Consider the following 5,442-nt stretch of genomic DNA (forward strand, 5'->3'; position numbering starts at 1 on the left):
CCAATGGCACGACGACACCTTCGTGTTGCCCGAAAACGCCGTACGGCTTGCCGGCAACGAGGTCGCCGAGAACCAGGCGTTTCGCGTCGGCCGAGCCGTGTACGGTTTCCAGTTTCATTTCGAGGCCGACCGGCCGATGGTCAAGGACTGGAGCGCGTCCTTTGCCCCGACCATCGCTGCGCGCCATCCCGACTGGGCCGGCAAGCTCGATGGCGAAATGGCCCGCAACGGGCCCGATGCGGATGCCGCTGGCCTCGCCATTGCCCGGGCCTGGGTAGCGACCATCTGAGCGTTGGTCTCTCCGTACCCTCCAGCGTGACATAATTGGCACGCGGCGGTGAAACCGCCTGGGGAAAACGGTTTCATTCTTGGCTTGTGTCCGCCCGCCATCCTAGAAGGCGCGCGCTCTGCATCTTCTGTGCAACGGCTATGAACCTTTTGTGTGACCCGCGCGACACACCGTTGATACAGAACATGCCTAGAAGCGCAAAATCGTCGAAACTTTGAAGCGAATTCTCCGTTTCAACGCATTGGTAACCGCCTGGTGCACAGATGCAGAAAGCTCAACAAGAGATGACCTCCGTGAAAGCAGCGCTTCTGTCCTTTGCCATGTTGTCCGCCATCGTGCTGTGCGGTCTCGGCATCTATGCCGCCGACGCAGCCAACAACCACAACGCCGTCGACGGTTACGGCGTCACCGCCTCGCTGCGCTAAAGCGGGAAGCGTCTTTCGCGTCCTCCGACGCGCGGCGCTCAAGCTTCCTTAATCGTCATTGTCAGGATGCGTTTGTCCGCGCCGTCGATGACGAGCGCGCTCAGCATGCCTGATTGCCAGGCAAGCGTGTCGACATTGACGCGGTTTGCCATCACTTCCGCCTCCGGCACCGGCGTGTGGCCGTGCACCACGATCTTCGGATAGAGGTCGGGGTGGTTGTGGAAGACGTCGCGGATCCAGATCAGATCCTGCGGGTTTTGCTTCTCCAGAGGAATGCCCGGCCTGATGCCGGCATGGCAGAAGAAGAAGTCCCCGAAAGTCACGGAAAACGGCAGCGATCGCAGGAAGTCGATGTGGCTTTGCGGCACGGCCTCGACCAGTGCCTGATGTCCTCTGCGCACGGCCGATTCGGCCTTGCCGAACCACACGCTTGTGCCTTCACTGATCGTTACGCCGTAAGACTGTGCCGTCTGGATGCCGCCGAACCGGATGAAAAGCCCTTCCGGGTCAGGGGTCTTGAGAAAATCGAGAAAGCCGATGTCGTGGTTGCCGGCCAGCATCAGGTGACGAGGGTCTCGCTCTTGCGCTTCGATCAGGAAATCGATGACGCCCTTCGAGTCCGGCCCGCGGTCGACATAGTCGCCAAGATGGATGACGCGCCAGTCGGCAGGCGCCTCCTGCTCGATCTCGGCCCTGATGCGCAGATGCATGGCGGCCAGCAGGTCGAGCCGGCCGTGGACGTCGCCGATCGCATAGAGACGGATGCCGTCCGGCCCATGCGCGTCGAGAAAATGGATGCCGGATTCTGCCAACTTTTCGGTGTCTCCGTGGTCAGGCGGTCACGGGACCTGGCGCCGGAGCTGGTCCTTGCCCATGTCGGTGACAAGACGCTTTCCGCACAGCGCCAGCGTGATGTCCATCTCCTTGCGGATGATTTCCAACGCCTTGGTAACCCCTTCCTTGCCAAGCGCCCCCAGGCCGTAAAGAAACGGCCGGCCGATATAGGTTCCCTTGGCACCGAGGCAAAGCGCCTTCAGGACATCCTGGCCGGAGCGGATGCCGCCATCCATATGCACTTCGATCGTGTCGCCGACCGCGTCGGCAATCTCTTCCAGCACGCCGATCGACGACGACGCACCATCGAGCTGGCGCCCGCCATGGTTGGAAACGATGATCGCGTCGGCGCCGGTCTTGGCCGCCATCAGCGCGTCCTCCTTGTCGAGAATGCCCTTGAGGATCAGCTTGCCGCCCCAGCGCTCCTTGATCCAGGCGACGTCCTTCCACGACAGATGCAGGTCGAACTGCTCCGTCGTCCACGATGCCAGCGAGGCCATGTTGCCGACGCCCTTGGCGTGGCCGACAATGTTGCGGAAGGTCCGCCGCTTGGTGCCGGCCATGGCGGCGCACCAGCGCGGGCGGATGGCCATGTCGACGATGTTGGTCAGCGTCAGCTTGGGTGGCGCCGAAAGCCCGTTGCGGATGTCCTTGTGACGCTGACCGAGAATCTGCAGGTCGAGCGTCAGCACGAGCGCCGAGCATTTCGCCGCCTTTGCCCTGTCGATCAGGTTGAGCACGAAATCCTTGTCACGCAGCACATAGAGCTGAAACCAGAACGGCTTCGTGGTAACCGAGGCGACATCCTCGATCGAGCAGATGCTCATCGTCGACAAGGTAAACGGCACGCCGAATTCCTCCGCCGCCTGCGCCGCCAGCATCTCGCCATTGGCGTGCTGCATGCCGGTCATGCCGGTTGGCGCCAATGCCACCGGCATAGACACTTTTTCGCCGATCATCGTCGATGCCAGCGAACGGTTGTCCATGTCGACGAGGACGCGCTGGCGGAACTTGATCTTCTGGAAATCCTCCTCGTTGGCCCGATACGTGCTTTCGGTCCACGAACCGGAATCGGCATAGTCGAAGAACATCTTCGGCACACGCCGGCGTGCGAGGTCCTTGAGGTCGGCGATGGTCAGGATCTGGCTCATGGGCTTCCCGTTTCGATAGCTAGGAGCGTTTGCGTGCTGGTTCTGTATCGGTGGCGTCAACGCGCTGTTTCAACCTCAGCCGCGAGACGCGCTGCCAGTCGCCGCTGCGCTCGGCCTCCGCCATCGACCGTTCGACATAGGTGATGTGGTCCATCGCCGCCTGGCGGGCGGTGGCCGGGTCGCCGGCCTTCACCGCCGCATGGATCGCCCGGTGCTGCGCGAGCAGGGCGTCGCGCGCGCCGGGTACGGTGAACACCAGCAGCCGGTTCTGGAACACGCCCTCCGACAGCAGCCGATAACAGGAGCGCAGCGTGTGCAAAAGGATGATGTTGTGTGCGCATTCGCAGATCGCGTGGTGGAACTCGACGTCGATCTCGGCCTCGTCGTCGAAGTCGCCGGTCCGGTGCGCATCGTCCATGCGTGCCATGATCTTGTCGAGCAGCGCCATGTCGTCTGGGGTGGCGCGCCGTGCCGCATATTCAGCCGCAACCCCTTCGATCTCGCGGCGGTATTCCAGATAGTCGGTCACTGCCTTGCGGTGCATCGAGATCAGGTCCGTCACCGGTTTGGTGAAGAGCTGGCCGATGACATCGGCGACATGCGTGCCGCCGCCGGGCCTTGTCGTCAAAAGGCCGCGTCCTTCCAGTGCCTTCAGGGCGTCACGCAGGATCGGCCGCGATACGTCGAACTGGCGTGCAAGCTCGCGCTCGCCCGGCAGCCGGTCGCCGGTGCGCAGCACGCCTTCGAGGATGAGGCTCTCGATCTGCTGCACCACCTCGTCGGCGGTGCGCGAATGCTCGATCCTGGAAAAAATGTCGCTCAACAGAATGCCTGGAAGGTGAACCGGTGCCGCAGAATAGAGCCTGCCTCGCCAACTGGTCAAATTATTTATCCAATTGACAAAAAGCAGGCCGATTTCCCGCCCGATCCCGTGATCTTCGGCTAACTTTGCCGTTTGCGTCGTCAGGCCATTGGCACTAGAGGGACGCGAGTGCAAGCGGGTTCAAGGAAACCCCCGGGGAACAAGCCGTGTCAGACGACCCGTCCGATCTCGAATTCCAGCCGCGCGCCAAGGGCAGCGTCATGGGCTTTCCCGCGCATGAGGGCCGGCCCGGCGCACTCGGCGAGGTTCATGCCCGGCCGCATCCGCTGATCGAAAAGCCACGCGTCCTGATGCAACTCGCCTTCATGACGGAGGGCGGCTCCGGCGTCGACCACGCGGTGCTTTCCGAACTGTCGCGGCGCCTCGGCATCGCCGCGCCCGACCGCCAGGCCCGCCACCATGCCATGAAATGGGGCAAGGGCTCGCTGCGCTGGGAGCGGCACACCGAATTCTCGACCTATTTGTGGGAAGGGCCGCTTTCCGAAAGCGGCAGGACGCAGGAGGACTCACCCTTCGGCAACGGGTTTTCCCCGCCGGGAACCTGCATCTCCGGCATCAGGCTCGAAATCCGCAAATGGACGCAAGCAAGCGAGCAACTGATAGCCGGTTTCGATCCGACCAGCCTGTGCTACTCGCTGGTCGAGCGCGGAAACGCCGCCATCGTCACCGATTTTCGCCAGGATGGCGATGGCCTGACGCGCATGCTGCTGCTCGATCGCGGCTTGACCCCGGCGCGCACCGGCGCGTTGTCACAGCGGCTTATCGACATCGAGACCTATCGGACGCTGGCCATGCTCGGCCTGCCGCTGGCGTTGACCTTGTCCGGCCGCGCCCGCCGCATCGAAGACCGGCTGGCGCAGACCACGCTGGAAATGAAGGTCGCCGGGACACGGGACAGCCAGACCTTGCTGGCCGATCTGACCGAACTTGCGGCGGAGCTGGAGGCGGACGCGGCGTCGAGCCTTTACCGTTTCGGCGCCAGCCGCGCCTATGACGGCATCGTCGGCGAACGGCTGGACGCACTCGAGGAAGAGGCTGTGCCCGGCTATGACACATGGCGCGGGTTCCTGCAGCGCCGTGTGGCGCCCGCAATGCGCACCTGCCGCTCGGTCGAGGAGCGGCAGGAAAATCTATCGCGAAAACTGACCCGCGCCACGACGCTGCTGCGCACCTGGGTCGATGTCGAGGTCGAGAAGCAGAACCGCGACCTGCTTGCCTCGATGAACAACCGGGCCCGCCTGCAATTGCGCCTGCAGCAGACCGTCGAGGGGCTCTCGGTCGCCGCCGTCTCCTATTATGTGGTCGGCCTTGTCGGCTATGTCGCCAAGGGCGCCTCGATCTTCGGCCATGCCTTCGCGCCGGAGATCATTACCGCTGCTTCGGTGCCTGTCGCCATCCTGCTGGTCTGGTGGGGCGTGCGCCGCGTGCGCCGGATGCACTCCGAACCCGGCAAGCCGCCCGGCGAATAGCAGCGGCAGATTGCCGCTGCGTAAGCCTGTCTCCGCCTTGAAGTTGGATTCGCCGCCATTACAGGATTTGCACCCAACGCGCTTCACTGGTAAAAGATTTTGACCAGTCAAGCGAAATGAGGCTGCTGATGTCCGGCCTGGCCATGCCGAAACCAGACGATGCCACGATGCGCCGGCGCGACGAGATCGTCGCCGACATGCGCATCATCGTGCCGGGTGAGGGCGTCGTCGACGCCGCCAATTCCATGCGCGCCTTCGAGAGCGACGGCTTGACCGCCTATCGGCAGCTGCCGCTGGTCGTCGTGCTGCCGCAAACGGTGGCGCAGGTTTCGCGCGTGCTGAAATACTGCAACGACCGCAACATCCGCGTCGTGCCGCGCGGCTCCGGCAC

Annotated in this window: 6 protein-coding genes and 1 pseudogene; 4 read left to right on the forward strand and 3 right to left on the reverse strand. The window is 63.4% G+C overall.

Annotated elements, in window-relative coordinates; translation table 11 throughout:
* Both ENZ74_RS20230 and ENZ74_RS35725 read left to right on the forward strand, forming a co-directional pair.
* Nucleotides 1-289, forward strand: a pseudogene (locus ENZ74_RS20230) (GMP synthase); the annotation flags it as partial.
* Nucleotides 290-582: 293 nt separating this feature from the next.
* The gene (locus ENZ74_RS35725; RefSeq protein WP_013893872.1) at nucleotides 583-714 is read left to right on the forward strand and encodes a hypothetical protein; all 132 of its coding nucleotides are present in this window, start codon (nucleotides 583-585) and stop codon (nucleotides 712-714) included.
* Between the two features lie 38 nt (nucleotides 715-752).
* On the opposite strand, the gene ENZ74_RS20240 is transcribed toward ENZ74_RS35725, so the two are convergent.
* From ENZ74_RS20240 to ENZ74_RS20250, 3 genes are read right to left on the reverse strand one after another with little or no spacing between them, the layout of a single operon-like run.
* On the reverse strand, nucleotides 753-1,526 hold the full coding sequence (locus ENZ74_RS20240; RefSeq protein ID WP_063170129.1) for a metallophosphoesterase: 774 nt from the start codon (nucleotides 1,524-1,526) through the stop codon (nucleotides 753-755).
* A gap of 27 nt (nucleotides 1,527-1,553) precedes the next feature.
* Nucleotides 1,554-2,699 carry an alpha-hydroxy acid oxidase gene (locus ENZ74_RS20245; RefSeq protein ID WP_013530347.1) on the reverse strand — a complete coding sequence of 382 codons (1,146 nt, stop codon included), beginning with the start codon at nucleotides 2,697-2,699 and terminating at the stop codon, nucleotides 1,554-1,556.
* Between the two features lie 19 nt (nucleotides 2,700-2,718).
* Entirely contained in the window at nucleotides 2,719-3,522 is an 804-nt protein-coding gene (locus tag ENZ74_RS20250; protein ID WP_032808722.1) for an FCD domain-containing protein, read from the reverse strand.
* 206 nt (nucleotides 3,523-3,728) lie between these two features.
* Here ENZ74_RS20250 and ENZ74_RS20255 point away from each other — a divergent pair, with 206 nt between their 5' ends.
* Nucleotides 3,729-5,051 carry a DUF3422 family protein gene (locus ENZ74_RS20255; protein WP_013530349.1) on the forward strand — a complete coding sequence of 441 codons (1,323 nt, stop codon included), beginning with the start codon at nucleotides 3,729-3,731 and terminating at the stop codon, nucleotides 5,049-5,051.
* A gap of 128 nt (nucleotides 5,052-5,179) precedes the next feature.
* Nucleotides 5,180-5,442 (forward strand): FAD-binding protein (locus ENZ74_RS20260; protein WP_127288054.1); only part of this gene is annotated, 263 nt, incomplete at its 3' end.

This window comes from Mesorhizobium sp. M7A.F.Ca.CA.002.15.2.1 (assembly GCF_003998715.1).
In the GTDB taxonomy this organism is placed as follows: Bacteria; Pseudomonadota; Alphaproteobacteria; order Rhizobiales; family Rhizobiaceae; genus Mesorhizobium; species Mesorhizobium ciceri.